The sequence below is a fragment of the Enterobacter sp. T2 genome (assembly GCF_010692925.1).
Lineage (GTDB): Bacteria > Pseudomonadota > Gammaproteobacteria > Enterobacterales > Enterobacteriaceae > Enterobacter > Enterobacter kobei.
The window spans coordinates 2,083,998-2,102,960 of sequence record NZ_CP048736.1 but is presented as its reverse complement, the minus strand read 5'-3'; the positions used below and the strand labels follow the sequence as shown (position 1 = coordinate 2,102,960).

The 18,963-nt window shown below is 52.2% G+C and carries 35 protein-coding genes; 23 read left to right on the top strand and 12 right to left on the bottom strand.

The window, feature by feature from the left end; all coding sequences use genetic code 11:
* Nucleotides 1-83: 83 nt before the first annotated feature.
* From G0034_RS10105 to G0034_RS10065, 8 genes are all read right to left on the bottom strand, one after another.
* A complete protein-coding gene (locus G0034_RS10105; protein WP_179120790.1) occupies nucleotides 84-419 on the bottom strand; it encodes a hypothetical protein in 336 nt (111 codons plus the stop codon).
* On the bottom strand, nucleotides 416-1,075 hold the full coding sequence (locus G0034_RS23330; protein ID WP_286079237.1) for a hypothetical protein: 660 nt from the start codon (nucleotides 1,073-1,075) through the stop codon (nucleotides 416-418). The genes G0034_RS10105 and G0034_RS23330 overlap by 4 nt, the downstream gene beginning before the upstream one ends.
* On the bottom strand, nucleotides 1,072-1,269 hold the full coding sequence (locus G0034_RS10090) for a hypothetical protein (protein ID WP_001752692.1): 198 nt from the start codon (nucleotides 1,267-1,269) through the stop codon (nucleotides 1,072-1,074). Before G0034_RS10090 ends, G0034_RS23330 begins: the two co-directional genes overlap by 4 nt.
* A complete protein-coding gene (locus G0034_RS10085; protein WP_179120789.1) occupies nucleotides 1,266-1,610 on the bottom strand; it encodes a winged helix-turn-helix transcriptional regulator in 345 nt (114 codons plus the stop codon). The genes G0034_RS10090 and G0034_RS10085 overlap by 4 nt, the downstream gene beginning before the upstream one ends.
* A gap of 1 nt (nucleotide 1,611) precedes the next feature.
* Nucleotides 1,612-2,301, bottom strand: a complete 690-nt coding sequence (locus G0034_RS10080) for a replication protein P (RefSeq protein ID WP_179120788.1) — start codon at nucleotides 2,299-2,301, stop codon at nucleotides 1,612-1,614.
* The gene (locus G0034_RS10075; protein WP_179120787.1) at nucleotides 2,298-3,263 is read right to left on the bottom strand and encodes a phage replication protein O; all 966 of its coding nucleotides are present in this window, start codon (nucleotides 3,261-3,263) and stop codon (nucleotides 2,298-2,300) included. Before G0034_RS10075 ends, G0034_RS10080 begins: the two co-directional genes overlap by 4 nt.
* A 185-nt stretch (nucleotides 3,264-3,448) precedes the next feature.
* Complete coding sequence (locus G0034_RS10070) at nucleotides 3,449-3,994, bottom strand: toxin YdaT family protein (RefSeq protein ID WP_179120786.1); 546 nt, start codon at nucleotides 3,992-3,994, stop codon at nucleotides 3,449-3,451.
* A 29-nt stretch (nucleotides 3,995-4,023) separates the two neighbouring features.
* Entirely contained in the window at nucleotides 4,024-4,251 is a 228-nt protein-coding gene (locus tag G0034_RS10065) for a transcriptional regulator (RefSeq protein WP_016042179.1), read from the bottom strand.
* 110 nt (nucleotides 4,252-4,361) lie between these two features.
* Between G0034_RS10065 and G0034_RS10060 the strand changes: the two genes are divergently transcribed.
* The 3 genes from G0034_RS10060 to G0034_RS10050 all read left to right on the top strand — a co-directional run bounded on the left by G0034_RS10060 (nucleotide 4,362) and on the right by G0034_RS10050 (nucleotide 6,364).
* Nucleotides 4,362-5,051 carry an XRE family transcriptional regulator gene (locus G0034_RS10060; protein ID WP_016042178.1) on the top strand — a complete coding sequence of 230 codons (690 nt, stop codon included), beginning with the start codon at nucleotides 4,362-4,364 and terminating at the stop codon, nucleotides 5,049-5,051.
* 315 nt (nucleotides 5,052-5,366) lie between these two features.
* Nucleotides 5,367-5,993 carry a Panacea domain-containing protein gene (locus G0034_RS10055; protein WP_063851988.1) on the top strand — a complete coding sequence of 209 codons (627 nt, stop codon included), beginning with the start codon at nucleotides 5,367-5,369 and terminating at the stop codon, nucleotides 5,991-5,993.
* The gene (locus G0034_RS10050; RefSeq protein ID WP_047345146.1) at nucleotides 5,990-6,364 is read left to right on the top strand and encodes a hypothetical protein; all 375 of its coding nucleotides are present in this window, start codon (nucleotides 5,990-5,992) and stop codon (nucleotides 6,362-6,364) included. The genes G0034_RS10055 and G0034_RS10050 overlap by 4 nt, the downstream gene beginning before the upstream one ends.
* A 141-nt stretch (nucleotides 6,365-6,505) precedes the next feature.
* On the opposite strand, the gene G0034_RS10045 is transcribed toward G0034_RS10050, so the two are convergent.
* Entirely contained in the window at nucleotides 6,506-6,703 is a 198-nt protein-coding gene (locus G0034_RS10045) for a hypothetical protein (protein ID WP_063840716.1), read from the bottom strand.
* A 423-nt stretch (nucleotides 6,704-7,126) separates the two neighbouring features.
* Between G0034_RS10045 and G0034_RS10040 the strand changes: the two genes are divergently transcribed.
* From G0034_RS10040 to G0034_RS10030, 4 genes are all read left to right on the top strand, one after another.
* Nucleotides 7,127-7,702, top strand: a complete 576-nt coding sequence (locus tag G0034_RS10040) for a BRO-N domain-containing protein (protein ID WP_179120785.1) — start codon at nucleotides 7,127-7,129, stop codon at nucleotides 7,700-7,702.
* Nucleotides 7,699-7,905, top strand: coding sequence for a hypothetical protein (locus G0034_RS10035; RefSeq protein ID WP_045911081.1), 207 nt, complete (start codon nucleotides 7,699-7,701; stop codon nucleotides 7,903-7,905). The genes G0034_RS10040 and G0034_RS10035 overlap by 4 nt, the downstream gene beginning before the upstream one ends.
* A 158-nt stretch (nucleotides 7,906-8,063) precedes the next feature.
* On the top strand, nucleotides 8,064-8,228 hold the full coding sequence (locus tag G0034_RS23325; protein WP_185855120.1) for a hypothetical protein: 165 nt from the start codon (nucleotides 8,064-8,066) through the stop codon (nucleotides 8,226-8,228).
* The gene (locus G0034_RS10030) at nucleotides 8,225-8,428 is read left to right on the top strand and encodes a cell division inhibitor protein (RefSeq protein ID WP_170227485.1); all 204 of its coding nucleotides are present in this window, start codon (nucleotides 8,225-8,227) and stop codon (nucleotides 8,426-8,428) included. The genes G0034_RS23325 and G0034_RS10030 overlap by 4 nt, the downstream gene beginning before the upstream one ends.
* Nucleotides 8,429-8,432: 4 nt before the next feature.
* Here the strand turns inward: G0034_RS10030 and G0034_RS10025 are convergent, their stop codons facing one another.
* Nucleotides 8,433-8,747 carry a hypothetical protein gene (locus G0034_RS10025; RefSeq protein ID WP_126811179.1) on the bottom strand — a complete coding sequence of 105 codons (315 nt, stop codon included), beginning with the start codon at nucleotides 8,745-8,747 and terminating at the stop codon, nucleotides 8,433-8,435.
* Nucleotides 8,748-8,877: 130 nt separating this feature from the next.
* Between G0034_RS10025 and G0034_RS10020 the strand changes: the two genes are divergently transcribed.
* From G0034_RS10020 to G0034_RS09950, 16 genes are all read left to right on the top strand, one after another.
* Nucleotides 8,878-9,273 carry a hypothetical protein gene (locus G0034_RS10020; RefSeq protein ID WP_126811183.1) on the top strand — a complete coding sequence of 132 codons (396 nt, stop codon included), beginning with the start codon at nucleotides 8,878-8,880 and terminating at the stop codon, nucleotides 9,271-9,273.
* Nucleotides 9,267-9,422, top strand: a complete 156-nt coding sequence (locus G0034_RS23320) for a hypothetical protein (RefSeq protein WP_162876078.1) — start codon at nucleotides 9,267-9,269, stop codon at nucleotides 9,420-9,422. Before G0034_RS10020 ends, G0034_RS23320 begins: the two co-directional genes overlap by 7 nt.
* The gene (gene exoX, locus G0034_RS10015) at nucleotides 9,406-10,062 is read left to right on the top strand and encodes an exodeoxyribonuclease X (RefSeq protein WP_152049095.1); all 657 of its coding nucleotides are present in this window, start codon (nucleotides 9,406-9,408) and stop codon (nucleotides 10,060-10,062) included. The genes G0034_RS23320 and exoX overlap by 17 nt, the downstream gene beginning before the upstream one ends.
* Before the next feature lie 3 nt (nucleotides 10,063-10,065).
* Entirely contained in the window at nucleotides 10,066-10,731 is a 666-nt protein-coding gene (locus tag G0034_RS10010) for an ATP-binding protein (protein ID WP_095907984.1), read from the top strand.
* Nucleotides 10,732-10,742: 11 nt separating this feature from the next.
* Nucleotides 10,743-11,453 (top strand): single stranded DNA-binding domain-containing protein, encoded by a 711-nt coding sequence (locus tag G0034_RS10005; RefSeq protein ID WP_152049096.1) that lies wholly within the window; start codon nucleotides 10,743-10,745, stop codon nucleotides 11,451-11,453.
* An 11-nt stretch (nucleotides 11,454-11,464) separates the two neighbouring features.
* Nucleotides 11,465-11,617, top strand: coding sequence for a DUF1317 family protein (locus tag G0034_RS10000; protein ID WP_006809793.1), 153 nt, complete (start codon nucleotides 11,465-11,467; stop codon nucleotides 11,615-11,617).
* The gene (locus G0034_RS09995; protein ID WP_179120784.1) at nucleotides 11,614-12,273 is read left to right on the top strand and encodes an MT-A70 family methyltransferase; all 660 of its coding nucleotides are present in this window, start codon (nucleotides 11,614-11,616) and stop codon (nucleotides 12,271-12,273) included. Before G0034_RS10000 ends, G0034_RS09995 begins: the two co-directional genes overlap by 4 nt.
* Nucleotides 12,270-12,488 carry a hypothetical protein gene (locus G0034_RS09990; RefSeq protein WP_179120783.1) on the top strand — a complete coding sequence of 73 codons (219 nt, stop codon included), beginning with the start codon at nucleotides 12,270-12,272 and terminating at the stop codon, nucleotides 12,486-12,488. Before G0034_RS09995 ends, G0034_RS09990 begins: the two co-directional genes overlap by 4 nt.
* Nucleotides 12,485-13,096, top strand: coding sequence for a hypothetical protein (locus G0034_RS09985; protein ID WP_179120782.1), 612 nt, complete (start codon nucleotides 12,485-12,487; stop codon nucleotides 13,094-13,096). The genes G0034_RS09990 and G0034_RS09985 overlap by 4 nt, the downstream gene beginning before the upstream one ends.
* Nucleotides 13,097-13,187: 91 nt before the next feature.
* Nucleotides 13,188-13,613, top strand: a complete 426-nt coding sequence (locus G0034_RS09980) for a hypothetical protein (RefSeq protein WP_063308742.1) — start codon at nucleotides 13,188-13,190, stop codon at nucleotides 13,611-13,613.
* A 1-nt stretch (nucleotide 13,614) separates the two neighbouring features.
* Nucleotides 13,615-13,833 carry a TraR/DksA family transcriptional regulator gene (locus G0034_RS09975; protein WP_179120781.1) on the top strand — a complete coding sequence of 73 codons (219 nt, stop codon included), beginning with the start codon at nucleotides 13,615-13,617 and terminating at the stop codon, nucleotides 13,831-13,833.
* Nucleotides 13,833-14,288, top strand: coding sequence for a hypothetical protein (locus G0034_RS09970; protein ID WP_116328773.1), 456 nt, complete (start codon nucleotides 13,833-13,835; stop codon nucleotides 14,286-14,288). Before G0034_RS09975 ends, G0034_RS09970 begins: the two co-directional genes overlap by 1 nt.
* Nucleotides 14,251-14,490, top strand: coding sequence for a DUF4222 domain-containing protein (locus G0034_RS09965; RefSeq protein ID WP_179120780.1), 240 nt, complete (start codon nucleotides 14,251-14,253; stop codon nucleotides 14,488-14,490). Before G0034_RS09970 ends, G0034_RS09965 begins: the two co-directional genes overlap by 38 nt.
* A gap of 9 nt (nucleotides 14,491-14,499) precedes the next feature.
* Nucleotides 14,500-14,772, top strand: coding sequence for a hypothetical protein (locus G0034_RS09960; protein WP_039023866.1), 273 nt, complete (start codon nucleotides 14,500-14,502; stop codon nucleotides 14,770-14,772).
* A gap of 108 nt (nucleotides 14,773-14,880) precedes the next feature.
* Nucleotides 14,881-15,129 carry an excisionase family protein gene (xisR, locus tag G0034_RS09955; RefSeq protein ID WP_179120779.1) on the top strand — a complete coding sequence of 83 codons (249 nt, stop codon included), beginning with the start codon at nucleotides 14,881-14,883 and terminating at the stop codon, nucleotides 15,127-15,129.
* A gap of 32 nt (nucleotides 15,130-15,161) precedes the next feature.
* Entirely contained in the window at nucleotides 15,162-16,442 is a 1,281-nt protein-coding gene (locus G0034_RS09950) for a site-specific integrase (RefSeq protein ID WP_179120778.1), read from the top strand.
* 201 nt (nucleotides 16,443-16,643) lie between these two features.
* Here G0034_RS09950 and G0034_RS09940 read toward each other — a convergent pair whose 3' ends face one another.
* Complete coding sequence (locus tag G0034_RS09940; protein WP_179120777.1) at nucleotides 16,644-17,666, bottom strand: Zn-dependent oxidoreductase; 1,023 nt, start codon at nucleotides 17,664-17,666, stop codon at nucleotides 16,644-16,646.
* A 14-nt stretch (nucleotides 17,667-17,680) separates the two neighbouring features.
* Nucleotides 17,681-18,895, bottom strand: a complete 1,215-nt coding sequence (gene rspA / locus G0034_RS09935; RefSeq protein ID WP_014883675.1) for a starvation-sensing protein RspA — start codon at nucleotides 18,893-18,895, stop codon at nucleotides 17,681-17,683.
* Nucleotides 18,896-18,963 lie beyond the last annotated feature (68 nt).

The window sequence follows — 18,963 nt, the reverse complement described above, 5'->3', positions numbered from 1 at the left end:
GTTCAGGCTCCGATGACTTAATTATGGCTGGGTGATAATGAATAATCAAACGTTGCTTGACGTTTAGTTATGCGTCGAATGGGTTAGGCATCACCCACCTCTGGCTTTTTGAAATTAGCCTCAATGGACTCTCCCAGGCGCTTTAACCAATCAGCCAGTTTAAGCGCCGCTTCTTGCGGAGTTTTCTGCCCGGGGAAATCAGTGATGATGATGCTGGCTTGATGATTGCCAAAACCATCCCTGTTTATCACCATTCCCTGCTCAAGCACCGTCTGCTGGTTGCTATGCTTAACGTAGTAGCGAGCCTCAGAGTTTCCAGTGCTGCGCTCTTTGACGTAAGAAACAAGCTCAACCTCAGTGGTGATGGTTTTACCGAGCTCCGCTTCAAGATGCTCAACTCGCTTAGCGAAATCGTTCATTTAGCCTCCTGCTTCGGTGCTGCCGGGTACGCGCTACCTTCCTGACCTGGCTCGTTGCTTCCGGTGCATTCATGCCGGTGGTCATTGGCGTGCGGGCAGCGTTTGTTTCCGCAATCAGGACAGACAACGAAGCGCATGTCAGTCATGGTTACAGGTCGACAGGTGCGGCACCAGCAGTCTGGAGCGTTGAAAGCATCGCACTCTGCAAGGATTTTCTCGGCGTCGATTGCTATGCCGGAGTTGCGAATGGTTTCAACCGCATCGCGCAACTTGTAAGCCGTCGTTACAGGTTCGGCACCCTGAAGCATGGCGGCGCGGAAGGCGTTCCAGCCGACAGCTTTTCCGTGTTCAAACGCGCTGTCAAAGTCATCATCCATTTCAATCGCATCAGGCACAGATACCGGCGCTGGCGGCGCGGTGCGATACAGAAGCACATCACCCATCTCTGTTCTTGATGCTGGCCATACATCGGCATCGGAGCCAGATTTGAGATAATCAAGATTGGACTGGTCGATGACGCACACAGCCTCCGCTTCGAGCGATGCCAGTGCTATACGCGCCAGCTCGTTCAGTATTGCCACATCAGCGTGACCGAGTCTGTAACCAGCTTTCAAATCGGCAACTGCTTGCACGGCATGTTTGTCGATGTTGCTCATTGGGCGGCCTCCTGCATGGCTGGGTCTGCTGGTAAAGTCATGTGCGGCACTTCAATCAGTTCTGCCCGAGCATCAGCCGTGTTCAGCGCCATTAATGCGACGATCCGCTTCTGCTCTGCATCCATTCGTAACGCTACTGTCTTGCCGTTCATATTGAAGAACACCGCAACGTTTTTGATATCTTCGATTTTCATACCCCTACCCTCCCCCAAACCATCAATACTCGCTTCATCGCCGCGCTGTTGCGGCACTCCTGGCAGATCACGTTTGTGTCCGTCCGCTGAATTAACTTCGACTTGCCCTGCTTCATGCCCGGTATCGTGTCAGGGGCGAAGCGCATGCCGTAGCTGGTCAGGCTGTACAGGCGCTGGCCGTATTTTCCTTCGCAGCCGATCAGGCCGTCGGCCAGCAGCGTGCTAATCGTCCCGGATATCTTTTTGGTGTCCATGCCGATAATTCCTGCCAGTTTGGCGTTGTTCAGTCCTGGGTTATTGCGCAGTGCTGCCAGCACCTGCTCACGGATTGTTATGGTCATCTCACACCATCCCGTTCGACTTGTTGCGGTTGTACTTCGCCAGCAGCAACTGGATCGGCGTCGGCCCGTGTTCGGCAGCCGGTGCTGCAATCGCCCGGCGTACCGGCGGCACAGGCTTGCCATCGATAACGCGCTTCTCCCACATGTCCAGCAGATCGCCCGCCTCGCGCGCCAGCTCACCATGCGTTAACTGGCGCTCTGTGCTGCGGTGGCGCAGTTCGACGCAAATGTGGTACATGACCGGCTGCGACCAGGGGAATTGCTCACTGGAGGTGAATTCGAACGATCGGTTACGCCAGTCCCAGTATTCGGCGATCACTTGGTCAACGGTGATACCAAGCGCCCCGCCACTCTGTTTGCACCATGCGACGAACTGGCCCGGCGAAGGCAGGAATGGGCGCACCTGGCTGCGAGCTACACGCATACCGGCATCGACCTGAGCCATGGTGTGAATCCCATTCTCCTGAAACGCCAGCAGCCACTGACGGCGGAATTCGTTCAGGTCGTCCTGGGTGCGGAAGTTCGCCATGCTGGCCGGGAAAGCGGCGCGCAGCTCGTTGAACAGCTTGTTGAATACCTGCGCCACCTGCTCGACCGGCGCACGCTCCTGGTGCTGCTCTGGCAGGTTATGGGCCATACGGCTCATCTGCTCGCGGTCGTGGTTACGCATCTGCTCTGCAAGAGATTTCATCGGATCACCCCGTAGGCCCAGTCAGTGTTGTTGAAGTCAAGATCCGGCTTGGCGGCACGCTGCTCACCTCCTGCGTTGCGCTGCATCGTCAGTTTGTCCCACTGCTTGCGCAGGCTTTCCGGGCTCAGGATGTTGGTCTGCCAGAAGTGGTGCTTGCTTGCCCAGTCATACAGCGTGCAGATGTCCTGGTGCGACCGGTTGTCTATCTGGCGCATCAGGCGAACAGTGTTAGACCAGGAGGTCATGTCCGGGGCTTTGCAGGTTGGGTTAATCAGCTTCACCCTGGTGGAAATCCACTGGGCGGTTTTTAGGTCTTCAGCCGATCCCCACTTCGCACCGGATGGTGTGTAGATCGCAGCTTCTGGATGAGCTGATAAAAATTTCTTCAGACGTGCGTCAGAGGATTCGTCAGAATTCTCGGACGAAGATCTTTTAATGTTTTTATTGTTGTTATTACATTGTTGTTCATGATTCTCGGTGAAACGCTCGGGTAAATGCGCGTCGTTATGCGCGGCATCATCTTCCGAAGCAGCGCCAGCACTGGCTTCGCCATGCTCGGCATTAAGCTCGGATACATGCGCGGTAAAACGCGCGGGTAAATCGTCCATTTTTTGAGCATACTCGGCGTAATTTGTGATTGTTATCACAGAGCCTTTTCGCTTCTCTCCGGAGCGGGAAATCATTCCTTCACGCTCGAAAACATCAAGCATCCTGTCGACGGCGTGGCGACTGCATGGCTTCCCTTCCCTGTCGCATAAGTTCAGCCCGAGATCGGCAGAAGTTGTTACCAGTTGTCCGGTTTGTAGCGGCCATTGGCGCCCCTTGAAGTTTGCCGTGTATGGCTGGCGAGCAGCACACAGCAGCAGGTTTTCCCACAGCGTGCGCAGGAAGACGTCCTTCGACCAGGTTTGCTTAAGAACACTCCGGTACAACGGGATGAATCCGGTTTTCTGGTTCTCCATCCGGTTGCTCCTGGCGGCGGAATGCGCCGCGAAATTTGCGTAAGCGACGTTCGACACAGTTAAGCCTCCTGCGCCTGGCGTTTTGGATTAGCGTTTGTCATAATGACCTCGCAATTGACTGACGTTTGTTGCACCAGAAAGCCGTTGGTGTTCGAGCACCGCGGCTTTCGCCATTTCTGTAGTTCTCACATAACCCCCAGCATCGAAGTTACCATCGTCATCAATGGCCCTACCTGCTCCGGCATGAGGCGGAACAGCGACGCTATACCCTCGCTTACCTCTTTCAGCTTCTGATGCTCTGGAGCGTCCAGCAGTACAGCCTGTTTAGCTTCAGCACACTCTTTCATCGCAGAGGCGATCAGAGACATCGTGTCGTTCTGCGGCGCCAGGCGGTTTCGATACTCCAGCGGCAGGACGGACATGATTGCCGGCGCCAGCTGGCGAATGTTGTTGGAGGCATATTCGGTATCGCCGTCGATCCAGCGGAACACCTTCTGCATCTGTCGGTGCGAGTCAGTCGGGATATCCAAACCGGTGCCGCCAGTGGCTCGCCACTCTTCCACAATCAGCGCTGCGACAAATTCACGACTGCGGCAATCAGCTGCCCAGGCGCGAACAGCTGCGCGGATCCCATCGATGTTTAACGCCTTGGAATCAGGTTCCCGGCGATTCTGGTAAATCATCGCCGTTGGCGAAAATTTGTTACCTTGTTGATACGCAAGTGAATGCATTGCTTTCCCTTTCGTGGTTAGGGCCGCCGTTAAGCGGCATGGTTCTCTGGGTGTGGAAACAGGTCGGGAAGATCAGGTCGAATTTCGTGTGCCTTAATCTCGCCACCAGTAGCGTTTACGATGGCTGTTACTTTTTCCGGAGATACGGAACCACCGTTAAGCCACTTGTGAACCGCTGGCTGGCTAACGCCGCAAATATCTGCGAGTCGCTTCTGGCTGCCAACGATTTCTAAAGCTCGTTGAATAACTTTGTTCATGGATTTTACCTATCCGATTACTGGATTAATGAAAAGATAACCCAAGTTATGGGTATTGTCCATAACCTTTGTTATTTTACTCTACATAACCTCGGTTATATATTGATAAGATGAAAACATTTGCAGAACGACTGAACGCGGCTATGTCGGCCGCTGACATATCTCAAGGACAGTTGGCTGATAAAGTCGGTATATCCCAGCCTGCAATTCAAAAGATGACGTCAGGTAAAACGAGCGGCAGCCGTAAGATGGTCGAGCTAGCTCATGCTCTGGGTGTAAGGCCGGAATGGCTTAGTTCTGGAGTGGGGGAAATGCGGATTGATGGTAATGTGCCATCGGCGGCCCAACCGGTCTCGGAAACAATTGATGTCTTTCGGGTTGATGTTTTAGACCTGAAAGTAAGCGCTGGTCCGGGGTCTTTTATGATTTCTGAATTTGTTGAGGTCCTGCATGCTATTGAGTTCACAACTGAGCATGCCAGATCTCTTTTCGGGAACCGCACTCAAAATGATGTGAAGGTGATGACCGTAGACGGTGACAGCATGTGCCCAACGATTCAGTCGGGAGATCGCCTGTTCTTTGACGTTTCGGTGAGGAACTTCAAGGTTGACGGAGTATACGCATTTGTCTTCGGGCAGCACTTCCATGTCAAGCGCCTGCAGATGCAGGGCCTGCAGTTAGCCGTGCTTTCAGATAATCCGGCTTACAAAGATTGGTATGTGACAGAAGAAAATCAGGACCAGCTATACATCATGGGTAAAGCGCTTATTCACGAATCGATAGCTTACAACAAACTGTAGCAGTGGCCGGAAGAGACTTTTGGTTAGAGACGAAGCTGCGGCTGGTGTGAGCGGAAAGGTGTTCTGGTCGACGCATAGCTGGTAGCGGCCTGAAGAGACGTTTGGGTAGCATACAGATCTATCGTGCTATCATTTTTTAATCATTAGCACGATATGCTATCCAGTTTGCAGTGACGTAAACCGATATTACATTTAAGATAGACGTTATGGTTAACTCAGTGTATTTTAATAACTGGTTATCCATACAGTATCTCTGAAAGCTTTCACTTTTGGAGAAGATTTTTGTCGTTATAATTTTGTTAAAGGGGGCATGTGATGGCTTACTCAACAATTGCAGTAGCTAATGCCTTTATTGAAAGAGCTAAAGGGGCTAAGATCACTGATCTTACGCCTATGAAGCTTCAAAAACTGGTATTTTTTGCTCAGTCGTGGAGCTTGAAAATATTAGATAAGCCTTTAGTGGAAGATTTTTTTGCTAAGTGGACTTATGGTCCTGTACAACCTCAGCTGTACCATGCTGTAAAGGACTATCAAAATCACCATATCTCTACCTTAATAAGTACGCTTGAATTCACAGAAGATGGTGGTTTCCAAACAGTTACACCAGAGTTTGTCGATGAGGTAGGGGATTTCCGCTGCATTATTGATAATATAATTACTGTATATGGTCATATGACAGCTGCTAATTTATCCCGCCTTACTCACCTTCCTGGCTCAGCTTGGGCCAAAGCTGGTGATGAACAGGCTGTTTTGGACAACAAGCTGTTGAAAGAATGCATTGTAATTGAAGAGGGTCGATTTATGTCTCAGGCTGAGTTCCCCTTCAACTTTGAACTAGATCGTATGCAAAAAATGGTGTCTGGGGACTTTGTGACTGTGCCTGATGGCCTTGAAACCCTTGACGATTTTGATGACTGGCTTAGGAAGGTGTCACAAAGTTGAAAGTGGATGTGGGAGTTCTATTTGCGAAAGAGGTCTTAAACTTTCCTGCTGATGACAGGAAAAAAATTAAGGCGTTCATAGATCATCTTAAAGCCAACGGCTTTAATGCCCTTGAAGGAAGAAACAAATCTTCTGACAGCGTATCCAAAGATGATCGAGACTTCGTAAATAAAGTGAAGGTGGCGCTACAGTATAAACTCTGGCATTACCATATCGGGATTGATGCTTACGATATGACTAAGCCATTTGGAGATAGAACGTCTGAGTATGTTCTTCACTATATGAATGAGCTTACTCCAGGCGAGATCAAGATAGTTGATTTTTCGTCTCACCCACCTTTCAGGCCCCCCACTCCTCCTTACCTTATCTAGCCGTTATCTATAACCCGGCCACCGCGCCGGGTTTTTTATTGCCCACCCATAAAGCTATCCGCCATTCTGCCGATAACTATTCAGCCTGAAGCTGATAACAATAACTATCGCAACACTACCTGCCCGCCCGTGCGGGCTTTTTTATTGCCCTTTCCGCACTATCTCAGCTGCATCCCTGTTCACACCCTTCCCTATCACGTTTCCTGTTTCCTTCCGGTACTGCTCCAGCTTGTCGATGATGTTTTGCTGGGTCATAGGTAAATCTGCCAGTGACAATTCCATCACCGCCCGCCCCATCGCCTGAATTTTCATGCTTATACGCTCTTCATCCAGAACCATGCACATCCCTCCTGCTGTTTTTTTAAGCATAGCACTCATGATTTACAAAAATAAATTCATTTAGTTATCATTAATTTATAACTTATGTGATTGATATTATAAATTAGGTTATTGCCATCACTCATAACTAAGGTTATCTTTAATCCATCGAAACGAAACATCGACAGCTGAGCGAAGTTAGCCAGCGGCGGAAAGCAACTCGCCTGCTCATTAAGAATTCAGTCAAGCAGCAAATCACCCGGAGCGCTCCTGGCAAATTGAAATGGCGCCCAATGGGATTGAGGCAGGTGTGTAACGCGTGGCGGGTATAGCACACGAAGAGGACTCCGCACCGGAATGGTTTGCTGCTCAGTTCCCGAACATCGGGGAAGATTTACCAGCAGCTCTTTGCGAGGGGCTGACGGTAAACAAAGAGAGGTGAATATGGGAAGCGAGTTAACGTTTCAGGATCGCACTGTCGTGCCATTTGATAACGGCGACGGGAAAATCTGGTTCACAACAGAAGCGCTGGCCGACCTTCTTGGTTACGCAAACGCCAATAAGGTTTCCAACATCTACAACCGCCACAAAGATGAGTTCACGGATAGTATGACTACCGTGACCAAAGTGAGGAAGGATGGAATAAACAATAGCTTACGTGAAGTTGAAATGCGTATTTTCTCCCCCAGAGGTGCGCACCTTATCGGCATGGTATCCCGTACCAAGGTCGCCAAAGACCTGCGTATCTGGATGCTCGACTTGGTAGAAAAAGAATCTGGCATTCAGATCGCCCCATTGAATGTCTCAGGACTTGCCAAACTTACCGGTCAGCAGATTCACGATAAGATCGCGTCATTCGACGAGTTGTCTTTCAAACATCGCGGACAAAAAGGCAGCGGGTTGCTCGCCCAGCGTAAGAAAGACAAAAAACGCGTTAAGGAAGCGACTCTCCTCGCGCTTCAGTTAACGCAGTTCAGCATCCCAGATCTTGGTGAATTCTCAGAAGGGCTACCGGTATGAGCCCGCAGGAGTTCATTCACAAAAATATCACTTCCGAGCTGATAAGGCTGGGTTACGACGAGAACGCCGCGATGACCGGCGCTGACATGGCGGTGGATCATTACCGTCGCTGCTCTCAGGCAAGCCGTAAGGGGAGGATATTCGACGACTGCCTTTATATCGCTAAGCAGTGGGCTGGAAAGCACAAGTCCAAACAAAAATAAGCCGCCTAACAAGCGGCTTTTTTCATACCTCAGTCGCTTCACCGAGGCGGCTTAGTTATGACAATCGGCGGCCATCCACCGCCCATTGAAACACTGAATAAATGCGTTGAAGTCTTGTATTAACCGTTCCGTTCGCCGCGATAAGGCCAAGAGGATTTATGACAGTCACCCACAACGGCAAGCAGTACACCGTAAAGCGCTGCGCCATAAATGATAACGAATGGCGGCTAACGTTGCTCACCAATCCGCGAGAGCAGGTCACGCTGAACCGCTGGCAGATGCACATTGCTGGCTTATTGGCTCAGGTGGAGGGTAAAAAATGATGCACCACTACGGGTACGTTGAAGTTAACCGCGGCGCAGTTCGGCCTGGCATGTTGGTTAAGCACAAAGATGGCATGTGGACGGCATCAGCCAATAAGCGCGGAAAGCTCTATCTTCACCGCGGCTGCGAGCGCACCTTCACCAGAGATCTTCTGGTTGAGGTATATCTTGATGGCCGCGGCGGCGGATTAAGTCAATAACCCATTATTTGTTTGGGCCGTGAGGTGCAAGCTTAAACTCCAGATGATATAGCTTGCCGTCAGGTGCCTGGAAGTCGACCTCGAATGAATCCGGCGGATTGAATGGGTCAGGTGCGTTTCTTGCGATACACGTAGAACGCCACGCAATATGACCATTCTTGCCTAAGCCAAGCGATCGCGACTTCCACCAGTCATACCATGACTGCTCGTGCGGCTGGTCACTCCCCTTTTCTCTCACAAACCAATGATTACGCTTAGAGCGCTTGCCCATTTCATCATTTGGGTACATCGGGGTTGGCAGTTTCTTATCAATCAGCATCTCGTCACCTGGTTATTGCCGTTTCGCTAGAAACATTCTGCGCCAGCATTCTGATAAATCAAGTTTCACATTTCTAGACCGGGCCGGCTTCATGCGGCCGGGTTTCGCACGCACTTTTTAAGGAGTCTTTATGCAACCTTACGAGCGACTAACCTCTGAACGTCTGGCAAGTTTGCCAGAAGGATCCCGACTCAAACTCGGCGGGCAAATCATCAAACTTACCGGGCGCGGGTCATTCACCAACAGCGCCGGGCGAACTGAAAACATGATTGAGTATGTCGATTCCCGTGGCGTTCCCGGTAGTTTTGCAGAAAGCATCATTCTCGACTCAGCTACAGAGTATCTCAGCTCTGTAATGTGTGCCTACTGCGGCTCGCGACGCCATAAGAGCGATTGCACTGTTCAAACGGTATCGACCTACATGTCGACGTCACAAAAGCATTTCTGTACCGACAAAGGCTGCGCGGAGAAGTTCTTCCGCCAGAACCCTTCCCGCGCCAAAACATCACGGAGAACGCGATGGTAACTCAGCAGACCGGATTGCTGATGGTTGCCATGCTCTGCCTGCTGTATGACCTGCAGCCGGCAGACCTCGAATCACTGGCCCACCAGCTCGCAGAATTTGACGCAGTTAACGACCACCTTACGGAGATTAAGCATGTTGCGAGTTATTGATACCGAAACTACCAGCCTGGAAGGCAGTGTGCTGGAGATAGCCAGCGTTGATATTGTCGACGGTGTTATCTGCAATCCCATGAGCGACTTTGTGAAGCCCACTGAAGCGATCAGCTTCGAGGCTATGGCCATCCACCATATCACTGAAGATATGGTCGCTGACGCCCCGCTGATTGGCGAGGTTATCGGTCGTTATCTTGGCGCGCAGGCTTACGTCGCACACAACGCGAAGTTCGATAAATCGAAGCTGCCACAAATCGACGCACCATGGATCTGCACCGCTAAGTTGGCCCGCGCTCTTCTCCCTGATCACCCAAGCCACAGTAACCAGTACCTGCGTTACAGCCTGGGCCTGAAACCTGAACTTCCGGAAGGCCTGTATGCGCACCGCGCGCTATATGACTGCTACGTCACTGCTGAATTGCTTCTGTACATGGGACGCCTGGCGAAATGGACGTTTGGCGAAATGCGCGCCATTTCAAACAGCCCGTCACTGATTAAGGCGATCCGGTTCGGCAAGCACAAGGGCCTGACGTTTGAAGAAATTGCGAAGGTCGACCCTGGCTATCTCCGCTGGTTGTCCAACAACAGCGACGACGAAGACATTCTCTTCACCATCAAACACTGGCTTAAGGGGTGATTTATGGCGGTGATGACTCTCATCCTTGCCGACTCCGGGTATGGCAAGACGTACAGCATCCGCAACGTTAACCCGGAAAATGCCATTCTCGCTCGCTGTATTCGTAAGGCCCTTCCGTTCCGTAATACCGGCTGGAAACTCCACGGTAAACGCCTGCCGGATAACTCAATCCAGCGCGGGAACGTGGTTGATATCCGCAATGGCCGTCATCTTCTTGACGTGATCCGTAACGCTGCGATTAGTGGCCGAAAGATTCTGATTATCGATGATTTTCAGGCCGTCATGCAGCACGAGAACATGGACCGGGCCTACGAGACTGGCTACACCAAGTTCACCGAAATGGCGGAGCACGCCTGGCGAATCATAGAAGCCGCTACACAGCTTCCGGACGACTTCCGCGTCTATTTTCTCGCTCACACCGAAGAGAGCGAAGGAAAAATCAGGATGAAGACCGTCGGCAAGATGCTTAACGAAAAGCTCACTCCTGAAGGCTACTTCCCTATCGTTCTGCGCATCATTAAGCGCGACGGCAAACACCTTTTCCTGTTGAAGGGCGACGACAACGACACCGTGAAATGTCCTCCTGACCTGTTCGGTCCAGAAGTGACTGACATGGATAACGACCTGGCGGCGTTCGACAACGCAATTTCTGAATTCACTGACTTATAAGAGAGATAACGATGAACCAACCAATCAGCTTTACCTGGAACCAGCAGTCGGCAGAAGCAGCACTCAAAGCAGGATCCTCCGCTGGCATTTCTGAAACCGGCGCATATGAAGGGGTGATCACCTCCGCTGTTTATGAGTTCGGCAAGGATGGATCACAGTCGCAGGCACTTGTTCTTTCGCTCGACGCTGACGGCCAGAAAGCAAACTTCCTGCGCATCAACTTCCTCGGTCGCGACGGCACACAGACTTTTGGTATGGGTTTGATCGCCGCCATCATGTGGGCAGCGCAGGTTAAAGACGCTCAGGCGCAACAGCGCCAGGTGCAAAGCGGTCCTGAATGGTGCCTGCCTGCTCTTGAAGGTAAGCGTGTCGGGTTGTTCCTGCAAAAAATCCTCACCACCAAGACAGATGGCAGTGACAGCTACAAATTCGAAGTCCGACATGTTTTCCAGCCGGGAAGTCGTCTGACCTATAAAGAGTTCACCGATAAAACGCCAGCAGAAGCGATCGCCACACTCGAGCGCACCATGAAAGACAAAGACGACCGTAAACCTCATGACTCTTCTCGCGGGGGCTGGGGTGCACCATCACATAGCGGTGGTGGATGGGGTGGTAATCAGCAGGATCCGAATGCGGTACCTGAATCGCGCCTGCAGCAGGCCAACCGTCAGGTATCGCAGAGCAATCAACATCCTCAGTTCGACGATGATATCCCCTTCTGAAAGGCATCGCTATGACTCACGCTCACGACGACATCAGGGTTGGCACACTGTGCCTTCCCTTCATTGGTAACGGCTGGCTAATGCCATGGGGTGAAGTGGTCAGCAATCCATTAAAGGCGCAGCGGCTCGCTGAGGAATATCGGGAAAGGCAGGAGGCGGCATGACAGCGAAATACTCACTTCTGTATGTCGATCCACCATGGTCTTACGGCAATACCATCAGCAACGGGGCCGCTGCCGACCACTACTCCACCATGAAGTTAATCGACATTAAGCGCCTGCCAGTGTGGGAACTTGCCGCCGATGACGCGGTGCTGGCGATGTGGTACACCGGCACGCATAACCAGGAGGCTATAGAACTGGCCGAGGCCTGGGGCTTTACCGTTCGCACGATGAAGGGATTTACCTGGGTGAAGCTGAATCAGAACGCCGAGTTGCGCATCAACAAGGCATTGGCAAAGGGTGACGTCACCGACTTTTACGACTTCCTCGATCTGCTTAACGCGGAGACGCGCATGAACGGCGGCAACCACACCAGGGCTAATACCGAAGACCTGTTGATTGCCACCCGCGGCGCCGGGCTGGAACGCAAGCACGCCGGGATTAAGCAGGTGGTCTACAGCCCGCTCGGCGCGCACAGCGAAAAGCCGTGGGAAGTGCGCCACCGTCTGGAACTGCTTTACGGTGATGTGCCACGCATTGAGTTATTCAGCCGCAGCGCGGCGCCGGGCTGGGATCATTGGGGAAATCAGTGCGCCACCGCCGCGGTGGAACTGCTGCCCGGCTGCGCCATCGACGTCGTGAAAACGGAGGCCGCATGACGCCAGCAAATGAAAACGCCATCCGCGCAGCCTGCCGCCGCTGCACCGAGGAAATCCAGCAGGCCATGCGCAAGAAGCCAAAGCCAAACTGGAACGAAACGGTGCCTCCCATCATCAACAAGCATCACAAGAAAATTGAAGCTATGGGAGTTAGCCTCCTGGAGTTCGTCGTCAAAACTGGCCGCCTTAACGGGCGGTTTGGAGCCGAGCAATGAATATGAAAACTGAAAAAATCGTGATGATGGACAGCGATGAAGCGGCCAGCATCCAGACTATAACCGGCTGGGTGGACCGCCACGGCCGTTTCTGGGGTAAAGATGAACACCAGGCGCGTTGGTGTGGCGCTACTCATCGCAAGTGTAAAAACAAACCTGATGAGCATCCTATTCATAGCACTCATGGCTATTGCGAAGAATGCCACCGCGAAAGCCGCCAGGCGAAGTTCGCCACATATGAACGCGCGGTATGGGCCGGAGAGCCGCTCGTTATCTTTGATGATGACCAGTACTTTTTCGATGCTGAATCGCTGGCCGACTATTGCTATGAGCACTCCCTGCTGCCGAGCGAGTTGCAGTTAATGATCTGCGAACCTAACTACCCGCCGGAGTTCGACCTTGAGCAGCACTGCGAAGAGATCATGCCTGATGGCTATGACTATTACTGTTTGCCGCAAGCTGTGCGCGATGCTGCTGAGGCGCTGAATAAGGCGCTGAAAGAAAGTGATCCAGTATCGTGGAGCGCCAGCAACCGTGTGGCAATCGTCTCTGACGACATGCTCAACGACGAGCAAAGGGCCGAAATTATGGCGGAGCGAGCCGCATGAAATTGCAAATCACCAGGTCGCTAAAGCGGCCTTTTTTATTGCTGGCGTTCACCTTCAACCGAATTAACCGACAGTTCCGGGAGCATTGACTATGGCTCGCTACAAGTTCACAAACCGTAAAGCTCGTATTGAAAAGAAGTTCAGCAAATCGGCAATGGAGCTGCTTATTCAACTAAGACCAAGGAGCATTAACGCCGCAGATTTCACCCTTGAGTATGGTGATTTCGAAGGCCGTCATGGAACGGTTTATCACGACGAATGGCACCTTTGGGGCTCCCCTGATTACTGGACTGGCGAGTGCGATAGTTACGATGCCTTTTTCGTACTCCACGACCATTTAATTATGCTGACGCACGACCATGAGGGCGAGATGGATGCCCGCAATAAAGTTGGCTGGGACGAAGAAATAGACATCACTCCTTATTGCTCTCCATGGCGCCTTGGCACCGTCAACCGCGCTCAAATCATTAGGCATTGCCGACAGCTTGTGTCTGCTGGCATCAACTGGGACGCTTAACATGGCCGACATCATCGACACCGCAGCAGAGATTGAAGAGCTTCAGCGTAACGCTGCCCTTTCCGCTCACCGAGTAAACCGCAACGCCGTATCAGCTGAGCGTTGTGAAGAATGCGACGAACCAATCCCCGAGCCGCGGCGCGCTGCCGTTCCCGGCTGTCAGACATGCGCGGAGTGCCAGAGCGTGAAAGAACTGAAGAATAAGCAGAGGGGTCTGTAATGTTGCAGCATCAACAACAACCGACCTTCAATACCTGCATGGCTACATGCGTAGCTATGGTTGCCGGCCAGCCCGTCGATGAAGTTGTGTCGCGTTGGCATCAGGCATTCCACGACAAAACAGACTGGCTCGATGATGCGCTGGATTATTACAAAATCCCGTATTTCTATGGCAGCCAGCGAAAGGCTGAATTGCTTTATGGTTTTATTTATTTCCTTACGGTTCCATCGCTAAACATAACTGGTGGGCTACATCAGATTCTCATCTCACTGACAGCAGAACGTGGAATTGAAGTTTTCGACCCTGCAAAAGGAAGGCCAGGAGCTAAAAGCTACGTTTACGGCGATCCGAAATCAGAAGATGAAGTTTCACTAATTTCCTGGTGTATCGACCTTTCAATACCGGTGGTACAACAAAATGTTCCAGCTAATTCAACGGGGTCAGATTTACGCTGACCATTCAGGTTGGCCCGTCATCATCCACAGCTGCACTTCACAGATAGTCCGCTACTGGCGACAGGGCCGGATAAACACCGCTTCAATCGACCGATTCAACAATTACTTTGAGCACCTCGATCACCGTGAGGCGGCACAGATACGCGCCGAACTGGAGACGAGTGAACACATTAAATCGCTGCGCGCCCAGCGCGCGGCGTAAGGAGATGCTATGCGCATTGAAGAGTTACCGAAGCTACCTAAGCTTTTCCGCGTTATCGAGGTTGATCTGGATGTGCTACGCAATGGCATTGGTTCAGGTTGGGGAGTGATTTTCGACCAGGACGCCATAGTTAAGCGAAAAGTCCGCCGAGTGAAGCATGACGGTGGCTGGAAATGGCAACTGGTTCGGGAATGGCACGATCAGGAGTTGTGGGATTACTGCTTCGAGCAGGACCGAGAATGCCTTGAGAACCTCAACTACGACCTTGGCTTATTGCGTTGACGCAACTGATAGCCAGTTATGAGCTGGCTATTGGGTGCGAAAGCACTGCCTCACATCCCTTGATGTTATTGCCGCCTACGGGCGGCTTCTTTTTGCCTGGAGAAAACCATGAGCGATATGATTCAGCTTGCCCCCAATAAGTGGGTATCAGAGAAGGTTCTGATGGCGATTACCGGCCTGACCAAAAACGCGATCAGATTAGCCAGAGAAACGTCATGGATGGAGGGAAAAGAGTACCGCCATTACTCATGCGACTGCCAGCCGAAGGACAACTCCCCTATCCTCTACAACCGCCACGAAGTCGACAAATGGGTTGAGCGTCAGCAACCCGCGATTCCCCGCAAGAAATCTGCTTAAATACCCCTTCGATTAACCAAAGAGGAAGATGCATGAAGTATCCAACCGGGGTTGAAAACCACGGGGGCACGCTGCGCCTGTGGTTTATCTATAACGGCGTCAGGGTAAGGGAAAGTCTTGGTGTACCTGATACGGCGAAGAACAGAAAGATTGCCGGAGAGCTGCGTACAAGCATTGTCTACGCAGTAAAGACGGGAACTTTCAACTATGCATCACAGTTTCCAAACTCCCCTAACCTTCAGCGATTTGGTGAGGTGAGTAAGGCGCTAACCATAGGAGAACTTGCAGAGAAGTATTTATCACTTAAAGAGACTGATGTCGCATCAACGTCGATTAAGACATACCGGACGATAATCAAAAACGTTCTGCTCATTCTCGGTGAGAAGACAATCGCATCGTCGATAAGTAAAGAAAGGATTCTTGAGGTAAGGAAGGAATTGTTGACCGGTTATCAGCTTCCGAAAACTCAGTATGTAGTTACTGAGCCAGGGCGTTCTGCTGTAACGGTCAATAACTACATGACTAACCTTTTCGCCATCTTTCAGTTTGGCGTTGAAAACGGGTATCTCGATGACACACCATTCAAGGGAATATCGCCACTAAGAGAGTCACGAGTCGTACCGGATCCGCTATCAAGGGGAGAGTTTGTCAGGCTCATAGAGGCGTGTCGCAGTCAGCAAGCAAAAAACATGTGGTCTCTTTCTGTATACACAGGAATCCGACCGGGCGAGCTGTGCGCTTTGGGATGGGAGGATATCGACCTTAAGGCTGGCACGATGATGATAAGGAGGAATCTGGCGCAGGATAAATTTACCGTTCCCAAGACTCAGGCGGGCACAAACAGGGTAATACACCTTATCGAACCTGCAATTGAAGCTCTGAAGAGCCAACTTGAAATCACCAGGCTTGGCAATGAGCACATGATTGATGTTCACCTTCGAGAGTACGGTAAAAAAGAGAAGCACAAATGCACGTTTGTTTTTCTCCCATCCGTAACTTCAAGAACGGGTGTATGTGGCGATCACTTCACGGTCGATTCGGTCAGGCAGATATGGGATACGGCAGTAAAGCGTGCAGGAATTCGTCACAGGAAATCTTATCAGTCACGTCACACATATGCTTGTTGGTCATTGACGGCTGGAGCCAACCCTGCATTCATTGCTTCGCAAATGGGTCATGCTGATGCGCAGATGGTTTTCCAGGTTTACGGGAAATGGATGTCAGAGAATAACGATGCGCAGGTAGCGCTGTTGAACTCAAAATTGAGTGAGTTTGCCCCATCAGTGCCCCATGCAACTTTAAGAGTCGTGTAATTCCATTCTGTTTCAGCACGTTAATCCTAATAAAACTTGAAATCCATGAACTCCAGCGCGGTGCCCAGCCAGCCTGAAACGGCGGCTTTCACCAGATCGGAGGTGGTTCTTTGAGGTTGTGCTTGCGTCATAATGGCTATCTCTGAAAGGTAAGATGCGTACCACATAGAGCCCGTCTTCGCGGGCTCTTCACCGCGTGAATTATTCTGGGTTGAACGTGAGCAGGACCTTGCAGCACTGCCTCTGGTCTTTCTCAAACAGTTCAATGGCGTCTGTTATATGGTGATAGTCAAAGGTATGGGTGATCAGTTTTTCCGGGTCGATCAGTCCTTTTGTCAGCCAGTCGATGACGATCGGGAATTTATTGGCGTTCAGGCGCGAGGAGAAAATCGCCAGCTCTTTGCCGGTGATGCCCTGCTGAACAATCTGGCTCGGTTCGCTGGAGAAGCCCATCAGCACGATGCGCGCCGCCGGCGAGGCCAGGGTTATCGCTTCCTGTAAAATGGACGGATGACAGGCGGCATCAATGATTAACGTCGGTTTGATGCCTTTCTCGTCCAGCGCGGCCTGCAACGACTGCTCGCCGTTATTAAAGACCCAGTCCGCGCCGCTGCGCTTGGCCATTGCCAGGCGTTCGTCTATGCGGTCAACCACAATCACCTGTTTCACCTTATAGACGCCCTTCAGCGCCTGCACGGTGACCAGCCCCATCGGGCCTGCGCCGTAGATCAGCGCCACGTCCTGTTCACCAGGGTTGGCCTGCCCCGTCACGTTGGCGGCAATGGTAAATGGCTCAACCATGACGGCGTGTTTATCCGGGATCGCATCCGGGATGCGCCAGGCATTTTTTGCGGGTACCGTTGCATATTCGCTGAAACCGCCGTCGCGGTGAACGCCCAGCACCACCAGCGAGGTGCAGACGTTTGGTTTTCCGACGGAGCACGGGTAGCAGTGTCCGCAGCTGATCACCAGGTCAACCGACACGCGTTCTCCTGACCGGGACGGATCCACGCCCTCGCCAACGGCATCGATCACGCCAAAAAACTCGTGGCCAATCACGCGCGGATACTTCGCAAACGGGTTATGGCCGCGGTAGATGTGGCTGTCCGAACCGCAGATCCCGGCGAGTGAGATTTTGACACGCACTTCGCCTGCGCCTGGCTGCGGGCGTGGACGCGCTTCAATGACCAGCTGGTTCGGCTGTTGAATGACTATGCTTTTCATCGTTCGCTCCTCGTTTACCAGTTCCACAGCGTACCGTCTTCAAGACGTGCCACCGGCAGGTACGCCGGATCGTACGGGTATTTCGCCGCCAGTTTCTCGTCAAACTCAATGCCCAGCCCTGGCTTGTCACCCGGGTGCATATAGCCGTTATCAAAGCGCCAGCTGTGCGGGAAGACGTCGAGCATTTGTTCGGAATAGCCCATATATTCCTGCACGCCAAAGTTCGGTACCCACAGGTCAAAATGCAGCGCGGCGGCATGACACACCGGCGACAGATCCGACGGGCCGTGCGAACCGGTACGCACCTGGTAGAGCGACGCAAAGTCAGCGATGCGACGCATGCCGGTGATGCCGCCCGCATGCGTGATTGTGGTGCGGATATAGTCGATAAGCTGCTCTTCGATAAGCTGCTTGCAGTCCCAGATGCTGTTAAACACCTCGCCCACCGCAATGGGCGTGACGGTGTGCTGGCGAATAAGACGGAAGCAGGCCTGGTTTTCGGCAGGCGTGGGATCTTCCATCCAGAACATGCGGAAGTCTTCGATGCTCTTACCGAAGCGCGCCGCCTCAATGGGCGTCAGACGGTGGTGCATATCGTGCAGGAGGTGTTCATTGAAGCCAAATTTACTGCGCACCGCGTCGAACAGTTTGGGTGTGAAATCGAGGTATTTCTCGGTCGACCAGAGCTGCTCTTCCGGCCAGTCGCCTTTGGTGGCAGGCTCGTAGGCCAGCCCTTTTCCTTTCGACATGCCGTAGGTGGTTTTCATACCCGGCACACCGCACTGCACGCGGATCGCCTTGAAGCCCATCTCTTTATGACGCGCGTAATCTTCCAGCACGTCGTCAATGGTGTGACCGGTCGTGTGGCAGTAGACCATCACGCCTTCACGGGAGGCGCCGCCCAGCAGCTGGTAGAGCGGCATATTGGCCGCTTTGGCTTTGATGTCCCAGAGCGCCATATCCACGGCTGAGATGGCCGACATGGTGACCGGTCCGCGACGCCAGTAGGCGCCTTTATAGAAGAATTGCCAGATATCTTCGATACGGTGCGCGTCGCGGCCAATTAACTGCGGGCAGAGGTGATCCTTCAGGTACGAAGCGACGGAGAGCTCGCGTCCGTTCAGCGTAGCGTCACCGAGGCCGACAATCCCGTCATCGGTGGTGATTTTAAGGGTGACAAAGTTCCGCCCCGGGCAGGTAACAAACACGTCAGCCGCGACAATCTTCATAATTCCTTTCCTTACATCGTTCGTTGTGATGTCGGAAATTTACTCAATTGCAACACTACCATACAAGT

Excerpts from the sequence above, each read along its gene's own strand:
- G0034_RS10105 (WP_179120790.1), bottom strand. The coding sequence starts at position 419 with ATGAACGATTTCGCTAAGCGAGTTGAGCATCTTGAAGCGGAGCTCGGT.
- G0034_RS23330 (WP_286079237.1), bottom strand. The coding sequence starts at position 1,075 with ATGAGCAACATCGACAAACATGCCGTGCAAGCAGTTGCCGATTTGAAA.
- G0034_RS10090 (WP_001752692.1), bottom strand. The coding sequence starts at position 1,269 with ATGAAAATCGAAGATATCAAAAACGTTGCGGTGTTCTTCAATATGAAC.
- G0034_RS10085 (WP_179120789.1), bottom strand. The coding sequence starts at position 1,610 with ATGACCATAACAATCCGTGAGCAGGTGCTGGCAGCACTGCGCAATAAC.
- G0034_RS10080 (WP_179120788.1), bottom strand. The coding sequence starts at position 2,301 with ATGAAATCTCTTGCAGAGCAGATGCGTAACCACGACCGCGAGCAGATG.
- G0034_RS10075 (WP_179120787.1), bottom strand. The coding sequence starts at position 3,263 with ATGGAGAACCAGAAAACCGGATTCATCCCGTTGTACCGGAGTGTTCTT.
- G0034_RS10070 (WP_179120786.1), bottom strand. The coding sequence starts at position 3,994 with ATGCATTCACTTGCGTATCAACAAGGTAACAAATTTTCGCCAACGGCG.
- G0034_RS10065 (WP_016042179.1), bottom strand. The coding sequence starts at position 4,251 with ATGAACAAAGTTATTCAACGAGCTTTAGAAATCGTTGGCAGCCAGAAG.
- G0034_RS10060 (WP_016042178.1), top strand. The coding sequence starts at position 4,362 with ATGAAAACATTTGCAGAACGACTGAACGCGGCTATGTCGGCCGCTGAC.
- G0034_RS10055 (WP_063851988.1), top strand. The coding sequence starts at position 5,367 with ATGGCTTACTCAACAATTGCAGTAGCTAATGCCTTTATTGAAAGAGCT.
- G0034_RS10045 (WP_063840716.1), bottom strand. The coding sequence starts at position 6,703 with ATGGTTCTGGATGAAGAGCGTATAAGCATGAAAATTCAGGCGATGGGG.
- G0034_RS10040 (WP_179120785.1), top strand. The coding sequence starts at position 7,127 with ATGGGAAGCGAGTTAACGTTTCAGGATCGCACTGTCGTGCCATTTGAT.
- G0034_RS10035 (WP_045911081.1), top strand. The coding sequence starts at position 7,699 with ATGAGCCCGCAGGAGTTCATTCACAAAAATATCACTTCCGAGCTGATA.
- G0034_RS23325 (WP_185855120.1), top strand. The coding sequence starts at position 8,064 with ATGACAGTCACCCACAACGGCAAGCAGTACACCGTAAAGCGCTGCGCC.
- G0034_RS10030 (WP_170227485.1), top strand. The coding sequence starts at position 8,225 with ATGATGCACCACTACGGGTACGTTGAAGTTAACCGCGGCGCAGTTCGG.
- G0034_RS10025 (WP_126811179.1), bottom strand. The coding sequence starts at position 8,747 with ATGCTGATTGATAAGAAACTGCCAACCCCGATGTACCCAAATGATGAA.
- G0034_RS10020 (WP_126811183.1), top strand. The coding sequence starts at position 8,878 with ATGCAACCTTACGAGCGACTAACCTCTGAACGTCTGGCAAGTTTGCCA.
- G0034_RS23320 (WP_162876078.1), top strand. The coding sequence starts at position 9,267 with ATGGTAACTCAGCAGACCGGATTGCTGATGGTTGCCATGCTCTGCCTG.
- exoX (WP_152049095.1), top strand. The coding sequence starts at position 9,406 with ATGTTGCGAGTTATTGATACCGAAACTACCAGCCTGGAAGGCAGTGTG.
- G0034_RS10010 (WP_095907984.1), top strand. The coding sequence starts at position 10,066 with ATGGCGGTGATGACTCTCATCCTTGCCGACTCCGGGTATGGCAAGACG.
- G0034_RS10005 (WP_152049096.1), top strand. The coding sequence starts at position 10,743 with ATGAACCAACCAATCAGCTTTACCTGGAACCAGCAGTCGGCAGAAGCA.
- G0034_RS10000 (WP_006809793.1), top strand. The coding sequence starts at position 11,465 with ATGACTCACGCTCACGACGACATCAGGGTTGGCACACTGTGCCTTCCC.
- G0034_RS09995 (WP_179120784.1), top strand. The coding sequence starts at position 11,614 with ATGACAGCGAAATACTCACTTCTGTATGTCGATCCACCATGGTCTTAC.
- G0034_RS09990 (WP_179120783.1), top strand. The coding sequence starts at position 12,270 with ATGACGCCAGCAAATGAAAACGCCATCCGCGCAGCCTGCCGCCGCTGC.
- G0034_RS09985 (WP_179120782.1), top strand. The coding sequence starts at position 12,485 with ATGAATATGAAAACTGAAAAAATCGTGATGATGGACAGCGATGAAGCG.
- G0034_RS09980 (WP_063308742.1), top strand. The coding sequence starts at position 13,188 with ATGGCTCGCTACAAGTTCACAAACCGTAAAGCTCGTATTGAAAAGAAG.
- G0034_RS09975 (WP_179120781.1), top strand. The coding sequence starts at position 13,615 with ATGGCCGACATCATCGACACCGCAGCAGAGATTGAAGAGCTTCAGCGT.
- G0034_RS09970 (WP_116328773.1), top strand. The coding sequence starts at position 13,833 with ATGTTGCAGCATCAACAACAACCGACCTTCAATACCTGCATGGCTACA.
- G0034_RS09965 (WP_179120780.1), top strand. The coding sequence starts at position 14,251 with ATGTTCCAGCTAATTCAACGGGGTCAGATTTACGCTGACCATTCAGGT.
- G0034_RS09960 (WP_039023866.1), top strand. The coding sequence starts at position 14,500 with ATGCGCATTGAAGAGTTACCGAAGCTACCTAAGCTTTTCCGCGTTATC.
- xisR (WP_179120779.1), top strand. The coding sequence starts at position 14,881 with ATGAGCGATATGATTCAGCTTGCCCCCAATAAGTGGGTATCAGAGAAG.
- G0034_RS09950 (WP_179120778.1), top strand. The coding sequence starts at position 15,162 with ATGAAGTATCCAACCGGGGTTGAAAACCACGGGGGCACGCTGCGCCTG.
- G0034_RS09940 (WP_179120777.1), bottom strand. The coding sequence starts at position 17,666 with ATGAAAAGCATAGTCATTCAACAGCCGAACCAGCTGGTCATTGAAGCG.
- rspA (WP_014883675.1), bottom strand. The coding sequence starts at position 18,895 with ATGAAGATTGTCGCGGCTGACGTGTTTGTTACCTGCCCGGGGCGGAAC.